Below are 16951 nucleotides of genomic sequence, written 5' to 3'. Positions count from 1 at the left end.
CAGGAGGAGAAATCCTGAATGCCGTATGTACCTAATGAAGCTCTCACGCAACACTTTCAAAGCAATGGCCTGGACATCACCCGCAAGATCGAGGAGCACATCCAGCAAGTCGCTCCTGACAGCCCCAACCTGCCGCTGTACCGGGACATGATCCTGACCGTCCTGCGCATGGCCGAGGACGACCGCAATCGCTGGAACGCCAAGATCACCCTGCAGACCTTACGGGAGCTGGACAGCGCCTTCCGGGTTCTGGAGCGCTTCAAGGGACGCCGCAAGGTGACGGTGTTCGGCTCGGCACGCACCCCGGCAGAACACCCTCTTTATGCCCAGGCCCGGGAGCTGGGCGAAAAACTGGCGCGCTCCGAGATGATGGTGATTACCGGTGCCGGTGGCGGCATCATGGCCGCGGCACATGAAGGCGCCGGGCGTAAAAACAGCCTGGGTTTCAACATCACCCTCCCCTTCGAGCAGCATGCCAATGCGACGGTCGAAGGCACTGAAAACCTGCTGCCTTTCCACTTCTTCTTTACCCGCAAGCTGTTCTTCGTCAAGGAAGCCGATGCGCTGGTGCTCTGCCCGGGCGGCTTCGGCACACTGGATGAGGCACTGGAAGTGCTGACGCTGATCCAGACGGGCAAAAGCCCGCTGGTCCCGATCGTCCTGCTGGACACACCGGGCGGAAGCTTCTGGCAGGGAGCGCTGGACTTCATCAAGAACCAGCTGGAGGACAATCGCTATATTCTGCCCGCCGACATGAAACTGATGCGGCTGGTCTACAGCACCGACGAAGCGGTCGAAGAGATCAACCGGTTCTACAGTAACTTTCATTCCAGCCGCTGGCTGAAGAACACGTTCGTGATTCGCATGCATCGCCCGCTGGGCAGCCAGGCACTGGAGCACATACAGCAAGCCTTTGCCGACCTATGCAGCAGCGGAGACTTTCATCAGCACACGTATCAGGGAGAGGAGCATGACGAGGCTCAATTCAGCCACCTGACACGCCTCGCCTTTGCGTTTACAGGACGCAACCAGGGCAGGCTGCGCGAGCTGATCGACTACATCAACCTGCCGGAAAACAGCGCCAGCCCTCTCTGACTCAGCAAACAGCCAGGACGGGAGCGACCTCTACGCCTCCACCTGGCTCCATTGCTTGCCCAGACGCTTGTCCGAGACGGGTATTTTCGTTCCCAACTGCTGCGCGAACAGGGACACGCGATATTCCTCCAGCCACCAGCGATAGGTCACCAGTTCCGGATCGCGCTTGCCTTCCTGGGCATGCTTGGACGCACGGGCCTGATACTGAGCCCAGAGCCCTGACAGTTCGATACTCCAGACCCGGTCCTTCTGCACTTGGGCAGGCAGTTTCTCAAGACGCAGTTCGATGGCCTTCAGATAGCGTGGCAGCTCCTTGAACCACTGGGCCGGTGTTTCACGTACGAATCCCAGGTACACCAGCTGCCCGAGTTGTGACTTGATGTCGTTCAAGGCCACGGCCTGGGACAGGTCGATCTTGCCCTTGAAGCGCTTTTGCAGGCCGTGCCAGAGCTTGAGAATCTCCAGCGTCAGCTTCGCCAGACGCTCGGCATGTTCAGTCCAGGTGCCCCGCTTGCGCTCCGCCAGCGACAACAGCCCGGCACCGTCGCGAGGCAGGTCGGTTTCACCCTCCAGTACACAACTATCGAGACTGGCCAGCAGAATGTCTTCCACCAGCGCATCGATACGTCCCAGTTCACGATGCAACAAGGCAAGCTCGGTCTGTCCCGGTAATTTGCTGCGCAGGAATTTGGCCGGCTCGGCCAGTTGCTGCAACAACAGGCGCTGCAATGCACGGCGATGCTGATACTCCGCCTCGGCCTGGGTCGAAAAACGTCCTTCCTTGACCGTCCCGGCTTCTTCGACCAGCGCCGGATACACCGTCATGGAAAGCCCGGCAATGTTCTGCTGGGTCTTCTGCGCCACCGGGGCAAAGACCTTGGCCTCCACCGGTTGCTGGCTCCTGGCACTTTGCGGCACGGCCAGCGCCGCCTGACTCGCCTCGGCAAAGCGCGCCGTCAACTCGGCCAGATCGCGCCCCTCGCCCAGAAACTTTCCGCTCCCGTCGAGGATTTCCAGGTTCATCCTCAGGTGGCTTTCAAGCTGTTGGGCCGCCTCGGCCCAGGCTTCGTCCGCAACCCTTGCGCCAGTCATGCGCAACAATTCGCGCCCCAACGCCTGAGGCAACGAACCTTCGCCAAAGGTGATCCGCTGCAAGGCCGCTTTCACGAAATCGGGCACCGGCACGAAGTTCTTGCGAATGGCCTTGGGCAGGTTACGGACCAGCGCAATGCACTTGGTTTCCAGCAAGCCCGGCACCAGCCATTCCAGCCGCTCGACAGGCAGCGACAGCAGCAAGGGGGCCGGTACGCGCAAGGTCACGCCATCACGCGGATGACCGGGCTCGAAGTGATAAGTCAGCGCCAGGCTCAACTCACCCAGGCGCAAGGTGTCGGGGTACTGCGCAGCCGTCACCTCATTGGCTTCACGTGCGAGCACATCTTCTTCACGCATGATCAGCAATTGCGGGTTCTTCTGGCTGTTGACCCGGTACCAGCTATCGAAGGTGGCCGTCTGGTGAATCTCGGCCGGAATGCGCGCCTCATAGAAACTGTAGAGCGTGTCTTCGTCGGCCAGAATGTCACGCCGACGCGCCTTGGCTTCCAGTTCGTCCAGTTGCTCCAGCAGGCGAGTGTTGGCGCTCAGGCATTTGGCCCGAGACTGAATGTCGCCACGCACCAGACCTTCCCGAATGAACAGCTCACGCGAGACCACCGGATCGACCGGGCCGTAATGCACCGGGCGACGCCCGACAACGATCAGGCCGAACAGGGTGATCTGCTCGAAAGCCACCACCTGGCCGCGCTTTTTCTCCCAGTGCGGCTCGAAATGGTTTTTCTTGACCAGATGCCCGGCCAGCGGCTCGATCCAGTCGGCATCGATCTTGGCCACCATGCGGGCGTACAGCTTGGTGGTTTCCACCAGTTCGGCCGTCATCAGCCATTGCGGGCGCTTCTTGCCCAGTCCCGAGGACGGGTGTATCCAGAAACGTCGCTGGCGGGCCCCCAGGTAATCGCCCTCTTCCGCCTTCTGACCGATCTGGCTCAGCAGGCCGGAAAGAATGGCCTTGTGGAATTTGGGGTAGTCGGCCGGCTCTTTATTGACGGTCAGTTGCAGGTCACGACAGATCAGGCTCAGCTGCCGATGCGAATCGCGCCACTCGCGCAGGCGCAGGTAATTGAGAAAGTTACGGCGGCACCAGTTACGCAACGGGCTGGCCGTCAGGGTCTGGCGCTGCTCCTCGAAACCACGCCACAGATTGACCAGCCCGGCAAAGTCGGAATCGGCATCCTTCCATTGCGCATGAGCCTGATCGGCTGCCTGCTGACGCTCGGGCGGACGCTCTCGCACATCCTGCACCGACATGGCACTGGCCACGATCAGCACTTCCTGAAGGCTGCCCTGCTTCGCGGCTTCCAGCAGCATGCGCCCCATGCGCGGGTCAACCGGCAGGCGCGCCAACTGCCGCCCCAGAGGCGTGAGCTGGTTTTCGCGATTGACGGCCGACAGCTCCTGCAACAGGTTGAAACCGTCGCTGATGGCCTTGCCGTCCGGCGGTTCGATGAAGGGGAATGCGTTGATTTCACCCAGACGCAGATGCAGCATCTGCAGAATGACCGCTGCCAGGTTGGTGCGCAGGATCTCCGGGTCCGTAAACTCCGGGCGGCCGTTGAAATCCTCTTCGCTGTACAGCCGCACGCACAACCCCGGCTCGACCCGACCACAACGACCCTTGCGCTGATTGGCACTGGCCTGGGAAATCGCTTCGATCGGCAGACGCTGGACCTTGGCCCGATAGCTGTAACGGCTGATACGCGCCGTACCGGTGTCGATCACGTAACGAATGCCGGGCACCGTCAACGAGGTCTCGGCCACGTTGGTCGCCAGCACCACACGCCGTCCGGGGTGCGATTGAAAGATCTTCTGTTGCTCGGCCGGAGTCAGGCGCGCATACAGCGGCAGGATTTCAGTGTGCTTGAGCTGGGCCTTGCGCAGCACTTCCGCCGCGTCGCGGATTTCCCGCTCACCGGGCAGGAACACCAGCACATCGCCTGGGCTCTTGCGCTCACTGCGCTCGAAGGCGGCCAGTTCGTCCAGAGTGGCGAGAATGGCCTGATCGACCGTCAGGTCCTCTTCGACACTATTGCCTTCTTCGTCCTGCTCGCTGGTCAGCGGGCGATACCAGGTGTCCACCGGGAAGGTTCGGCCGGACACTTCGACAATCGGCGCACCGTTGAAATGCTCGGAGAAACGCTGCAGGTCGATGGTCGCCGAGGTGATGATGACCTTGAGGTCCGGACGACGCGGCAACAGGGTTTTCAGGTAGCCCAGCAGGAAGTCGATGTTCAGGCTGCGTTCGTGGGCTTCGTCGACGATGATCGTGTCATAGCGTTCCAGAAAGCGATCATGCTGGGTCTCGGCCAGCAGAATACCGTCGGTCATCAGTTTGATAAGGGTATTGCTGTCGCTCTGGTCCTCGAAACGCACCTGATAACCGACCAGCGCGCCCAACGGCGTTCCCAGTTCTTCTGCCACCCGACTGGCTACACTGCGCGCCGCGATGCGACGTGGCTGGGTATGACCGATCAGCCCGTGCTGCCCGCGGCCGATTTCCAGACAGATCTTGGGCAACTGAGTGGTTTTACCCGACCCGGTCTCACCGGCAATGATCAACACCTGATGCTTGAGCAGCGCCTCCTTGATCTCATCGCGCTTGGCGGCAATCGGCAGGTTTTCGTCATAACGGATCACCGGCATGCTGTCGCGCCGCGACGTCACCTGAGCAAACGATGCCTGAACCTTCTGGGCCCATTGCGCCAGCTTCGCTTCGTCGGGCTTCTTGCGCAGCTCGTGCAACTGACGACGCAGACGATGGCGGTCGCTGATCATCGCGTGGTCGAGGTTTTTCAACAGTTGGTCGACGGAGGGAGATTGTTCGGTCATCAGGCGCGCAGGGTCTTTTTGAAGATGCGGGGCGCGGATTGTCGCAGATTTGGCGGGGGGATGCTTTTGTAGGAGCGGATTCATCCGCGATGAGGCCCGTGAAGCTCTTCAATGGCGTCTCGCGAATGAATTCGCTCCTACAGCGCAGGAGCGGATTCATCCGCGAAGGCGTTACTTCTTGATGCCCAGCTTCTTCAGCTCTTCGTCACGCAGCTCACGACGCAGGATCTTGCCGACGTTGGTGGTCGGCAGAGTGTCGCGGAACTCTACCGTGCGCGGCACCTTGTAGCCGGTGAGGTTCGCACGCATGTGCTCCATGACCTGATCCTTGGTCAGGGTCACACCTGGCTTGACCACCACGAAGACCTTGATCGCTTCGCCGGACTTCTCGTCCGGTACACCAATGGCCGCACACTGAAGCACGCCCGGCAACGTTGCCAGCACGTCTTCCAGCTCGTTGGGGTAGACGTTGAAACCGGAGATCAGAATCATGTCTTTCTTGCGGTCAACGATGCGCATATAGCCGTCGGGCTGAATGACGGCAATGTCACCGGTCTTGAGCCAGCCGTTGGAATCGAGCATTTCATCGGTGGCGTCCTGGCGCTGCCAGTAGCCTTTCATGACCTGAGGCCCCTTGACGCACAATTCGCCCACTTCACCCAGTGGCAACTCGTTGCCGGCGTCGTCGATGACCTTGCACAGGGTCGAAGGCACGGGAATACCGATGGTGCCTATCTGGATTCTGTCGATCGGGTTGACCGTCGCCACCGGGCTGGTTTCGGTCATCCCGTAACCTTCGCAGATCGAGCACCGGGTGACTTCCTTCCAGCGTTCGGCAACAGCCAGTTGCAACGCCATGCCACCGGACAGGGTGACCTTCAGGCTGGAGAAGTCCAGATTGCGGAACTCCTGGTTATTGCACAGCGCAACGAACAGGGTATTGAGCCCGACGAAACCGCTGAACTTCCACTTCGACATCTCCTTGACCATCGCGGGCAAGTCACGAGGGTTGGTGATCAGGACGTTGTGATTGCCGATCAGCATCATCGACATGCAGTGAAAGGTGAAGGCGTAGATGTGATACAGCGGAAGCGGCGTGATGACGATTTCACACCCTTCATGCAGGTTAGAACCCATCAGGGCCTTGCATTGCAGCATGTTGGCGATCAGGTTGCGGTGAGTCAGCATCGCCCCCTTGGCCACCCCGGTCGTACCGCCGGTGTATTGCAGCACCGCCACATCGCTACCCACTGGCGAGACTTCTTTCACGGACTGCCCACGTCCCTTGCTCAGGACATCGTTCAGCCTGACGGCGCTGGGCAGGTGATAGGCCGGCACCATCTTTTTCACGTACTTGACGACGCTGTTGATCAGCAGCCGCTTGAGTGGCGGCAACATGTCGGCCACTTCGGTGATGATGACGTGCCTGACCTGGGTCTTGGGCACGACCTTCTCGGCCAGGTGCGCCATGTTCGCCAGACAGACCAATGCCTTGGCACCGGAGTCATTGAACTGGTGTTCCATCTCGCGCACGGTGTACAGCGGGTTGGTGTTGACCACGATCAGGCCGGCCCGCATGGCACCGAATACAACGACAGGGTATTGCAGCAGGTTGGGCAACTGGACCGCGATACGATCGCCCGGTTGCAGGTCGGTATGTTGCTGAATCCAGGCAGCGAAAGCACCCGAGAGCTCGTACAGCTCACCGTAGGTCAGGGTCTTGCCCAGGTTGCTGAAGGCCGGTTTATTGGCGAAGCGCTGACAAGACTGCTTCAATACCGCCTGGACGTTTGGATACTCATCGGGATCGATATCGGCAGCGATGCCGGACGGGTATTTATCCTTCCAGAAGTTTCCGATCATGCAAGCCAGCTCCGTAGCGATAGCGAATTCTTCACATCGCTTTAGGCGATGATTTTCTTGTGTTTTGGAATTATGCAGTTCCCGCTTTTTTCAGCTTCATGACTGGTCAAAAAGCGGGCCGAGAGTAGCAGCTTTACCAAAGGCCGACTAGGGGCAAAAAAGCCCCTACCAGTCACATTCATGACTCTTGAATACTGACGAGTCACTTTTAGAGCAATAATTCTATTCAGCGACACCCAACCCGAATCACCACTCCGATTCGCCCAAGCTACGGCCGACTCCCCTCTCCAATTACACACTACATGCCTTGTGACAAAACAAGCCGCCATTTGTCATCGGTTATACACTTGTCGAATACCTCATCCAGGCCTTGGCTCCAGTCTCGGGAAACAGTCATGAATCACGAAGCCTTCTGGCTCGACGCCAGTGATCACAGCCGTCTCTATGTCAATGCCTGGCTACCGATAAAACAACCCAAGGCCATTGTGATGCTCTCCCATGGCATGGCCGAGCACAGTGGTCGCTATGAGCGACTGGGGCAGGCGTTGAGCGCTGCCGATATCGCACTCTATGCCCATGACCAGCGTGGCCATGGTCTCACAGCCGGACAGGGCACCTCCGGGCACTATGCCGACGAAGATGGCTGGAGCAAGGTCGTGGGCGATCTGGCAACCCTGAGCCAGTCCATCGGCCAGAAACATCCGGGGCTGCCGCTGTTTCTGCTGGGTCACAGCATGGGCAGCTACATTAGCCAGGCCTATCTGGTACACCATGGTGCCAGCCTGCAGGGGGCGATTCTCAGCGGTTCCGACTTCAAACCGACGCTCATCTATCGCTGCGCTCGCCTGATCGCCCGCCTGGAGCGTTTTCGTCAGGGAGCCAGAGGCCGGAGTGCGCTGATCGAATGGTTGTCGTTCGGCGCGTTCAACACCGCCTTCAAACCGACGCGCACACGATTCGACTGGCTCAGCCGTGACCCGGAAGAGGTCGACAAGTATATTGCCGACCCGCTTTGCGGCTTTCGTTGCACCAATCAGTTATGGCTGGACCTGCTGGGCGGGCTGCAGAAAATCAGCAAGCCTTCCAATCTCGCACAGATCGATTCGGGTCTGCCCTTGCTGATTATTGGCGGTGAATGTGATCCGGTGAGCAACGGGAAGCGTCTGAAGGATCTTGCCCGGGCATTGGCAGAGGCAGGCCATCAGGCATTGAAGCTTGAAATCTACCCCCAGGCCCGGCATGAACTGCTCAATGAAACCAATCGCGACGAAGTGACCCGTGACCTGCTCGACTGGCTGCAACACGCTCTCGAACAACCACGACCCCACCGGGCCGAATGATTTGCCCCGGTTTTACTCATTCACATTCAGGACTGCCACATGACCCAGGTCACCAACACACCTTACGAAGCACTTGAAGTCGGCCAGACCGCCAGCTACAGCAAAACAGTAGAAGAGCGCGACATTCAGTTGTTCGCCGCGATGTCGGGCGACCACAACCCTGTCCACCTGGACGCCGAATATGCTTCCAAGACCATGTTCAAGGAGCGCATCGCTCATGGCATGTTCAGTGGTGCGTTGATCAGTGCCGCCGTAGCCTGCGAACTGCCTGGGCCGGGCACTATCTATATCGGTCAGCAAATGAGCTTCCAGAAACCGGTAAAACTGGGCGACACCCTGACCGTGCGCCTGGAAATCCTGGAGAAGCTGCCGAAATTCCGCGTGCGCATCGCCACCCGCGTCTTCAACCAGAACGACGAACTGGTCGTGGATGGCGAAGCGGAAATCCTTGCGCCTCGCAAGCAGCAGACCGTTGACCTGACCGTGTTGCCGGAAATCACGTTTGGCTGAGGCCAATCGCTAGGCTCTGTACGAAATGTATCTGCGCTCGGTGATACTGCGTTGAAAACAGGCTCGGAATGCTCATTTACACCCAGTAAAGTCGAGCGCGACTCCGACCGTTCCTCGCCTGTTTTCGCCTTGCCTCACCTTCGCTCGAAAACATTTCGTACAGAGCCTAGAGTAGGAGCGGATTTATCCGCGAACCGGTTGTTCGCGAATGAATTCGCTCCTACGGGGTTGCGCCCCGGTATTTTTTCGGCACAAAAAAATGGGCGACCGAAGTCGCCCTAAATGCCTTGCGTGCTCTTGTTATGGAAGGCTCAAGCCTTACTTGCGTTTCTGCGAGTCCTTCCAGATAAATAGTCCGAAGCCTGCGAAGAAAACGAGCATCAGGCCAACGGTGACGACACCTGCGACCACTACATTGTCCAGAAACATATCCTCGCCTCCTGCTTCGTCGTGATTCGATGGACGTAGATTAACCAGAACGGCACGCAAAAAAATTGACCCAGATCAGTTGTCCACAAGCCCGGCAAGGGAGCGTGTCGCCAACTGATCTGGGTCAACAGATAGAGGGGATATCAGCGTTTTTTCGGCTTTTTTCCGGGCTTTTTCTTGCCGTTCAATGGCATGGCCTGTTCAAAGGCATTGCGCACTTCATTGAGGCGCTTGTCGTTCAGGTCGTGAATGCGTCTGGCACGCTCGGCATTCAGATCGATCAGTTTCTCTTCTTCGCTCATGACTCGCAGCTCTCGGACACTCGGTATCTGGGTCCATAATGCTCAATCGCAGCGGTGATGACCAGCCAGGATACGCACCGGCCATCCCCCGGCATCAGACCTCGACATCCACCCACAACCCCTGGCGCGGTTCGTTGTCGATCAAGGGCACGACCGGCACGGTGTTATCGGCATTCAGGGAAGTGCCGGGAATGGCCAGATGCTCGGGATGCTCACCCTCTTCTTCATGATGCTGGCGTTGTTGCTGCTGGCGCTGCTGCTCTTCACGCAGCATCAAGGCGCTTTTCTCGGTGTCTTCGTTGCGAAGATCGATGGTGGTTTCACTGGAGCTCTGTTGAACCGGTGCGACAGGCGGTATGTCCGGCATGCGCTTGGCCGGGTCCAGTTGCGACGTCACGGGTACCACACTCACGGGAAGCGTCGGTTGCAGCATGATTTTTCATCTCCTGTTATCGGGCTTTCGGCTGCCGCTCCGTCGACTTGAACATCTTTCGTGAAAACTTTTCGACCCGGTTTCGGGCAATAAGTGCCCACAGGGACGTTTTTGTCATGATGACGGCCAATTACAGGTGTTTTTTCACTCCCGCCTTTGGCTTCAGGGCGTGTTCCGTTAACATAGGCGGCTTTTCAAAAGTGGGAGTCAGGCAGCATGGCGCAGCAGTATCAACCGGGGCAACGCTGGATTAGCGACAGCGAAGCCGAGCTGGGTTTAGGCACCGTTCTGGCACAGGATGGCCGCTTATTGACCGTGCTCTATCCGGCCACTGGCGACACGCGTCAATACGCACTGCGTAATGCCCCATTGACCCGGGTACGTTTCTCTCCGGGCGATGTGATCACCCACTTCGAGAACTGGAAGATGACCGTTCGCGAAGTCGAGGACGTCAACGGCTTGCTGGTCTATCACGGCCTCAATACCCAGAACGAAACGGTGACCCTGCCGGAAACCCAACTCTCGAACTTCATCCAGTTCCGCCTGGCCACCGACCGCCTGTTTGCCGGGCAGATCGACCCGCTGGCGTGGTTCTCGCTGCGCTACAACACCCTGGAGCACACCAGCCGTCAATTGCAGTCTTCGCTCTGGGGACTGGGTGGCGTACGTGCGCAACCGATCGCCCACCAGTTGCACATTGCCCGCGAAGTGGCCGACCGCATCGCCCCACGGGTCCTGCTGGCCGACGAAGTGGGTCTGGGCAAGACCATCGAGGCAGGTCTGGTCATTCACCGCCAACTGCTTTCGGGTCGCGCCAGCCGCATCCTGATCCTGGTTCCGGAAAACCTTCAGCACCAGTGGCTGGTTGAAATGCGTCGCCGCTTCAACCTGCAGGTCGCCCTGTTCGACGCCGAGCGCTTCATCGAAAGCGATGCCGGCAACCCTTTCGAGGACACTCAGCTGGCGCTGGTCGCCCTGGAGTGGCTGGTCGAGGACGAAAAGGCCCAGGACGCCCTGTTTGCCGCCGGCTGGGACCTGATGGTCGTCGACGAGGCCCACCACCTGGTCTGGCACGAAGACAAGGTCAGCCCCGAATACTCGCTGGTCGAGCAACTGGCTGAAGTCATTCCCGGCGTCCTGCTGCTGACCGCAACACCTGAGCAACTGGGCCAGGACAGCCACTTTGCACGCCTGCGCCTGCTGGACCCTAACCGTTTCCATGACCTGCAAGCCTTCCGTGCCGAAAGCGAAAACTATCGCCCGGTCGCCGAAGCCGTGCAGCAACTGCTGGACAAGGGCCAGCTGTCTGCCGAAGCCCACAAGACCATCCATGGCTTCCTGGGCGACGAAGGCGAAACCCTGCTGAACGCCGTGAACGCAGGCGACGAAGAAGCCAAGGCCCGCCTGATACGCGAGCTGCTGGACCGCCATGGCACAGGCCGCGTGCTGTTCCGTAACACCCGCGCCGCCGTTCAGGGTTTCCCCGAGCGCCAGTTGCATCAATACCCGCTGGCCTGCCCGGTCGAATACCTGGAACTGCCCGTTGGCGAACATGCCGACCTGTACCCGGAAGTCAGCTTCCAGTCGCAGCCGGAAATCACTGAAGACGAACGCTGGTGGCGCTTCGACCCACGGGTCGACTGGCTGATCGACACCCTCAAGATGCTCAAGCGCGTCAAGGTGCTGGTCATCTGCGCCCACGCCGAAACCGCCATGGACCTGGAAGACGCCTTGCGCGTGCGCTCCGGCATTCCGGCCACCGTGTTCCATGAAGGCATGAACATTCTGGAGCGTGACCGCGCGGCGGCCTATTTCGCCGATGAAGAGTTCGGCGCACAGGTCCTGATCTGCTCGGAAATCGGCAGTGAAGGCCGCAACTTCCAGTTCTCCCATCATCTGGTGCTGTTCGATCTGCCATCGCATCCGGACCTGCTGGAGCAACGTATCGGTCGTCTGGACCGTATCGGCCAGAAGCACACCATCGAACTGCACGTGCCGTTCCTGGAGACCAGCCCGCAGGCGCGCCTGTTCCAGTGGTATCACGAAGCGCTCAATGCGTTCCTCAATACCTGCCCGACCGGCAACGCCCTGCAACACCAGTTCGGCCCACGCCTGCTGCCGCTGCTTGAAGGCGGTGACGACGATGAATGGCAAAACCTGATCACCGAAGCCCGCACCGAACGCGAGCGCCTGGAAAGCGAACTGCACACCGGTCGCGACCGTCTGCTGGAGCTCAACTCCGGCGGCGCAGGCGAAGGCGAAGCCCTGGTGGAAGCCATTCTGGAACAGGACGACCAGTTCACCCTGCCGATCTACATGGAAACCCTGTTCGACGCCTTCGGTATCGACAGCGAAGACCATTCGGAAAACGCCCTGATCCTCAAGCCGAGCGAAAAAATGCTCGACGCCAGCTTCCCGCTGGGCGACGACGAAGGCGTGACCATCACTTACGACCGCAACCAGGCCCTGTCTCGCGAAGACATGCAGTTCATCACCTGGGAGCATCCGATGGTCCAGGGCGGCATGGATCTGGTGCTGTCCGGCTCCATGGGCAACACCGCCGTCGCGCTGATCAAGAACAAGGCACTCAAGCCAGGCACCGTGCTGCTGGAGCTGATCTACGTCAGCGAAGTGGTTGCGCCACGCTCGCTGCAACTGGGCCGCTACCTGCCACCGGCTGCGCTACGCTGCCTGCTGGATGCCAACGGTAACGACCTGGCCGCCCGCGTCTCGTTCTCCACCCTGAACGACCAGCTTGAAAGCGTGCCACGGGCCAGCGCCAACAAGTTCATTCAGGCGCAACGCGACGTACTGACGCCCAAGATCAACGCCGGTGAAGAAAAGATCGCGCCGAAACACGCCGAACGTGTGGCCGAGGCTCAGCGTCGTCTGGCCGCCGACACCGAAGAGGAGCTGGCACGTCTGACCGCCCTGCAAGCCGTCAACCCGACCGTACGCGACAGCGAGCTGGTCGCCTTGCGCACCCAGCGCGAACAAGGCCTGGCCATGCTTGAAAAGGCAGCGCTGCGCCTGGAAGCCATCCGGGTGCTTGTAGCAGGCTGACCTGTTCGCGAATGAATTCGCTCCTACGCGGCCTGTAGGAGCGAATTTATTCGCGAAGCCCCTGTGGATCGGACTCATCCGCCACACCCGTTCCCGCCATTCTCTCGGTCATTCGCTTCGCATCCCGGCCGAAACATCGCGACGCCTGAAGCAGAAACAACAGGGTCAAACCCAGTGCCACCGGGATCAGGTACATGGCATCGTGCAACCCGACGGCCTTGAAACCTTCGCTCATCTGCCCGGCACCCGCCTCCAGCATCGCCGCATGGGCGAAATGATCGGACAACCCGCCGACAACAACCGGCCCAAGCCCGCCCCCCAGCAGATAAAGCCCGGCAAAGAACAACGCCATGGCCGTCGCCCGCAGACGCGGTTCGACCACGTCCTGAATCGCGGTGTAAACACAGGTGTAGAAGTTATAGGCAAACAGCCAGCCAATGCTGAATACCGCCACGAACACCCCGATCTCTACCCGACCCGCGTGCAAGGCATAGCCCGTTGCCAATGTGGCGACCAACATGCTGAAAGCCGCAAACAACAGCCGACCGTTAGGCGAGCGCTGATGCAGTTTGTCGGCGATCAAACCACCCAGTGTCAGGCCGATCAGCCCCGTCACTCCGACAATGATCCCGGTGGCCACCGCCGCTTCCTGCAAGGGCAACAGAAAGTAGCGTTGCAGCATCGGCACCATGAATGAGTTGCAGGCATAAGTCGCGAAGTTGAAGGTCAGCCCGGCCAGCACCAGCCAGCAGAAAGTCGGAACCGCCAGGACCCTGCGCAAGGGCTTCTCGATCTTCTCCTCGGACATCCGCACACTTTCAGCCGCTCCACGTGCGGGCTCCCGGATCAGAAAGATGAACACGGCCAGTATCAACCCCGGGACCGCTGCGATGAAAAACGGTGCCCGCCAACTGTCGAACGCCTTGACCATCGCGCCGATGGTAAAGAACGCCAACAACAACCCAAGAGGCAGGCCCAGCATGAAAATGCCCACGGCACGTGAGCGGCGGTGGGCCGGAAACAGATCGCCGATCAATGAATTGGCCGCTGGTGCATAACTGGCCTCACCAATGCCGACCCCCATGCGCACCAGCAGAAACGTCCAGAAACTGCCCACCATGCCGTTGACCGCCGTCAGCCCGCTCCAGGCGGCAAGCCCCCAGCCCATCAGCTTCTTGCGTGATCCGGTGTCGGCCATGCGCCCCAGCGGCAACCCGGCGATTGCATAAACCAGCGTAAAGGCCGTTCCCAGAATGCCCAGCTGAAAGTCGCTCAGGTGCCATTCCATCCGAATGGGTTCGGTGATGATCGCGGGAATGGTTCTGTCGAAGAAATTGAACAGATTGGCCAGAAACAGCAGAAACAAGACACGCCAAGCATTGGCGGCTTGCACAGGAGCGTCGATCGCGGGCTTGGTCATGGAGGCCTCCCTTCCTTTTTCTGCTTACTGTAGAAGCCGACGGCCAGCCCCACTGTAAACATTCGTAAACGCCCCCGAAAGCAGGCACCCATGCCCTATAAAGAGGCGCTATCCGGCCCGTTCCACTTTTTTCCGTATCAACCCTGACAAGCTTTTAACAGCTTCTATACTCAGCTCTATTCGCCAGACGTATGTCTCGGCGACCCTGGCAGTGAACACATAGGGCTCGCTATGGAATGGCTCGGTTTGAATGTGTTTGTCGGTTTTCCGACAAACGGGCAATTACTGATCAACTGTAGTCATAACCTGTTTCTGGTAGCGCTGGCCTACGGGGTGGCATGCGCAGCATGCTTCGCAACGCTGGACATTTCGGATCGGGTCATTCAGGTCGAAGCGACCAAGAATCGCCGCATCTGGAAGATTCTGGCCGCGCTGTGCCTGGCGGGTGGGGTGTGGGCCATGCATTTCATCAGCATGCTTGCCTTCCAGGCCCCGCTGAAAATCAGCTATGACCTGCCCATTACCGTCTCGTCCCTGCTGATCGTGCTGGGTGCCGCCCTGCTGGCCATCAAGGCCTTGAGCGCTGAAACCCTTTCCATCACGAGCTGCCTGCTCAACGCTGTGATCATGGGGCTGGCCATCAGCACCATGCATTACGTCGGCATGGCGGCCATGCGCTCCGACGCTACCCAGTATTACGAACCCGGCATGTTTGCCCTGTCGATCGTGGTCGCCATCCTCTCCAGCCTGGCGCTGCTGACCCTGTCTCGACACCTGCGCCAGCGCAGCGGCATGTTTCATCAGATGTTCAGGTACGGAGTCAGCCTACTGCTGGGTGCCGGCCTGCTGACCATGCACCTGATGGGGATGGAGTCCCTGAAACTGGTCCTGCCTCCCGAAGCGCAACTGCAGATCCCCAATACCGAAAACAGTCAGCAATTGGGGCTGACGGTCGCCATCATCACCTTGCTGATCATCGCCGGGAGCATCAGCGCGGCAATGGCCGACAAGAAGCTGCAAAGCAAGGAGCATGACCTGCAGCGGGTCAATGCACTGCTCAGCCAACTGGATCAGGCGCGGGTGTCCTTGCAGCAAGTGGCCCACTACGATCCCCTGACCAATCTGATCAACCGACGGGGCTTCAATCAGATCTTCGCGGAAAAACTGCTGGAGCACAGCCACAGCAACGGCATGCTGGCGGTGATGTTTCTGGACATCGACCACTTCAAGCGCATCAATGACAGCCTGGGCCATGATGCCGGGGATGAACTGCTCAAAGTGATTGCCGAACGCATCCGCAGCGCCACACGGATACAGGATGTCGTCGCCCGGTTCGGCGGTGATGAGTTCTGCATTCTTCTCAGCATTCCCGATTACGAAGAAGCCCGGCATCTGGCCTATCGGGTCATGCAGAAGATGAAAGAAACCATCGCCCTCGCAGGACGGCGCATGGTCATGACCACCAGTATCGGCATCGCGGTCTTTCCCCGTGACGGCTCGACCTGCGACGAACTGCTCAAGCATGCCGACCTGGCGCTTTATCAATCCAAGGGCAATGGTCGTAACCGGGTCAACTTTTTCAGCCCCGCCCTCAAGACCAAGGCCAGCCTGGAACTGCATCTGGAAGAGGAGTTGCGCAATGCCTTGCGCGAAGAAACGGGTCTACAGGTGTATTACCAGCCCATCGTCGATCTGCGCACCGGGCATGTCGCCAAGCTTGAGGCTCTGGTCCGCTGGCACCACCCACAGCATGGCCTGCTGATACCCGACCGCTTCATTGGCATTGCCGAAGCCAACGGACTGATCGCCGAACTGGACAACTGGGTCTTGCGACGGGCCTGCAAGGACCTGGGAGCCCTGCGCCTGGACGGATTCGACAAGATGATCATTGCCGTGAACTGCTCGGCACTCAATCTGGCCCGGGACGAACTGGCCGATGAGGTCGAGCAGGCCTTGAGCGAGGCCAATGTCTCCCCCGGCCGGCTTGAACTGGAAGTGACCGAAAACGCCCTGATGGGCAATATCAGCAACACGATAGTGATGCTCAAACACATTCGCAGTCTGGGCGTGTCGCTTTCCATCGACGACTTCGGCACCGGCTACTCCTCGCTGGCCTACCTCAAGCGCCTGCCGCTGGACACGCTGAAGATCGATCGTTCCTTCATCATCGACATTCCCAAATCGCCGCAGGACATGGAAATCGTGCAGGCGATTATCGTCATGGCCCATACCTTGCGCCTGAAAGTCGTGACGGAAGGCGTGGAGACCCCGGCCCAGCTGGAGTTTCTCAGCCAGTTCGGCTGCGATTACGTGCAAGGTTACCTGTTCAGCAAACCCCAGCCTCTGGAGCGTCTGTTACCGCTGGTCAAACAGATGAACCAGCGCGAACCCGCCAGCCTCTGGCCCACCTCGCTCACGCTGGAAACCCGAGACCTGGATGCCGACACCCCCAGGTCGCTCGATCTGTTCAGCGAGCTGCCTTCCAGTGAAAGCCTGGCCACTCGCAACGCCATACGAACCAAACGCTCACGCTGGTCGGACTGACTACAGAATC

General features: G+C 59.4%; 11 protein-coding genes. 5 read left to right on the top strand and 6 right to left on the bottom strand.

Going from position 1 to position 16951, the window contains the following annotated elements:
• Positions 1 to 18 precede the first annotated feature (18 nt).
• Entirely contained in the window at positions 19 to 1095 is a 1077-nt protein-coding gene (locus ACIPY9_RS16125; protein ID WP_400703178.1) for a TIGR00730 family Rossman fold protein, read from the top strand.
• Between the two features lie 30 nt (positions 1096 to 1125).
• On the opposite strand, the gene hrpA is transcribed toward ACIPY9_RS16125, so the two are convergent.
• Together hrpA and fadD1 are read right to left on the bottom strand one after the other, a co-directional pair.
• Entirely contained in the window at positions 1126 to 5037 is a 3912-nt protein-coding gene (hrpA, locus tag ACIPY9_RS16120; protein WP_400703175.1) for an ATP-dependent RNA helicase HrpA, read from the bottom strand.
• A gap of 171 nt (positions 5038 to 5208) precedes the next feature.
• Positions 5209 to 6900, bottom strand: coding sequence for a long-chain-fatty-acid--CoA ligase FadD1 (fadD1, locus tag ACIPY9_RS16115; protein WP_400703172.1), 1692 nt, complete (start codon positions 6898 to 6900; stop codon positions 5209 to 5211).
• 395 nt (positions 6901 to 7295) lie between these two features.
• Between fadD1 and ACIPY9_RS16110 the strand changes: the two genes are divergently transcribed.
• Both ACIPY9_RS16110 and ACIPY9_RS16105 read left to right on the top strand, forming a co-directional pair.
• Positions 7296 to 8240, top strand: a complete 945-nt coding sequence (locus tag ACIPY9_RS16110; protein ID WP_400703169.1) for a lysophospholipase — start codon at positions 7296 to 7298, stop codon at positions 8238 to 8240.
• Between the two features lie 39 nt (positions 8241 to 8279).
• Positions 8280 to 8750, top strand: a complete 471-nt coding sequence (locus ACIPY9_RS16105) for a MaoC family dehydratase (protein WP_025261438.1) — start codon at positions 8280 to 8282, stop codon at positions 8748 to 8750.
• Between the two features lie 318 nt (positions 8751 to 9068).
• Here ACIPY9_RS16105 and ccoM read toward each other — a convergent pair whose 3' ends face one another.
• The 3 genes from ccoM to ACIPY9_RS16090 form a co-directional block, all read right to left on the bottom strand.
• Complete coding sequence (gene ccoM, locus ACIPY9_RS16100; RefSeq protein ID WP_025261439.1) at positions 9069 to 9179, bottom strand: cytochrome c oxidase subunit CcoM; 111 nt, start codon at positions 9177 to 9179, stop codon at positions 9069 to 9071.
• 143 nt (positions 9180 to 9322) lie between these two features.
• A complete protein-coding gene (locus ACIPY9_RS16095; protein WP_400703165.1) occupies positions 9323 to 9481 on the bottom strand; it encodes a hypothetical protein in 159 nt (52 codons plus the stop codon).
• A 94-nt stretch (positions 9482 to 9575) separates the two neighbouring features.
• A complete protein-coding gene (locus tag ACIPY9_RS16090) occupies positions 9576 to 9914 on the bottom strand; it encodes an aspartate-semialdehyde dehydrogenase (protein ID WP_400703162.1) in 339 nt (112 codons plus the stop codon).
• 216 nt (positions 9915 to 10130) lie between these two features.
• On the opposite strand from ACIPY9_RS16090, the gene rapA reads away from it, so the two are divergent.
• Positions 10131 to 12977 (top strand): RNA polymerase-associated protein RapA, encoded by a 2847-nt coding sequence (rapA, locus tag ACIPY9_RS16085; RefSeq protein WP_400703159.1) that lies wholly within the window; start codon positions 10131 to 10133, stop codon positions 12975 to 12977.
• 46 nt (positions 12978 to 13023) lie between these two features.
• On the opposite strand, the gene ACIPY9_RS16080 is transcribed toward rapA, so the two are convergent.
• On the bottom strand, positions 13024 to 14397 hold the full coding sequence (locus ACIPY9_RS16080; protein WP_400703156.1) for a spinster family MFS transporter: 1374 nt from the start codon (positions 14395 to 14397) through the stop codon (positions 13024 to 13026).
• 231 nt (positions 14398 to 14628) lie between these two features.
• Here ACIPY9_RS16080 and ACIPY9_RS16075 point away from each other — a divergent pair, with 231 nt between their 5' ends.
• Positions 14629 to 16941, top strand: coding sequence for a putative bifunctional diguanylate cyclase/phosphodiesterase (locus ACIPY9_RS16075; protein WP_400703153.1), 2313 nt, complete (start codon positions 14629 to 14631; stop codon positions 16939 to 16941).
• Positions 16942 to 16951 lie beyond the last annotated feature (10 nt).

Source organism: Pseudomonas sp. NPDC089734 (assembly GCF_044748865.1).
Classification (GTDB): Bacteria; Pseudomonadota; Gammaproteobacteria; order Pseudomonadales; family Pseudomonadaceae; genus Aquipseudomonas.
The sequence above is the reverse complement of the archived record's forward strand: the minus strand, read 5'-3'. Positions and strand labels throughout refer to the sequence as shown.